Here is a 558-nt window from a genome sequence, read left to right as displayed (position 1 = left end):
TTTTTTTTTTTCAAGCAGAAGACGGCATACGAGATGCTCAGGAGTCTCGTGGGCTCGCGACAAGCTTTCACCCATGGTTTGTGGACTGTTTCGCACTGGCGAGCGCGCCATTATTCTGGATACACTGGCTCGCGGCGTCGTTTTCCTCACGCCCCAGAACATTGCAGCAGTCCTCATGGATCAACGGTGGCTGTCGACAGCCTGGAATCTGGCAAACCTTTACCTGTCCAGCGTGGGCGTATCTGCTTTTTCTGAGCAGGCGGACGATATCGTGGGGCTCAGCGAGGAAACCACCTGCTACGTCTCCATGCGCTACTTTGAAGAAACCGATCCGTTCGCAGATTTCGTCGTGCATGAGGCGGCCCACGTCTTCCACAATTGCAAGCGAACCACGGTCGGCCTAAACGGGAGCCGTCACGGCAAATACCTTGTAAACGTCGATTACAAAAGGCGCGAAACCTTTGCGTATGCCTGTGAAGCATACTTCCGGATCACCGCCATGGCTACAGGCACCAGGCAGCGGCGGGACGCACTTGAGCAGCACGCCGAAACCTCGCT

Annotated in this window: 1 pseudogene; it reads left to right on the top strand. The window is 55.7% G+C overall.

Features of this window, described 5'->3' with window-relative positions:
- Positions 1-175: 175 nt before the first annotated feature.
- Positions 176-558: pseudogene (locus tag BN2476_RS44880) on the top strand (hypothetical protein); the annotation flags it as partial.

This window comes from Paraburkholderia piptadeniae, from assembly GCF_900007165.1.
GTDB classification, from domain to species: Bacteria; Pseudomonadota; Gammaproteobacteria; order Burkholderiales; family Burkholderiaceae; genus Paraburkholderia; species Paraburkholderia piptadeniae.
This window is presented reverse-complemented; position numbering and strand designations above follow the sequence as displayed.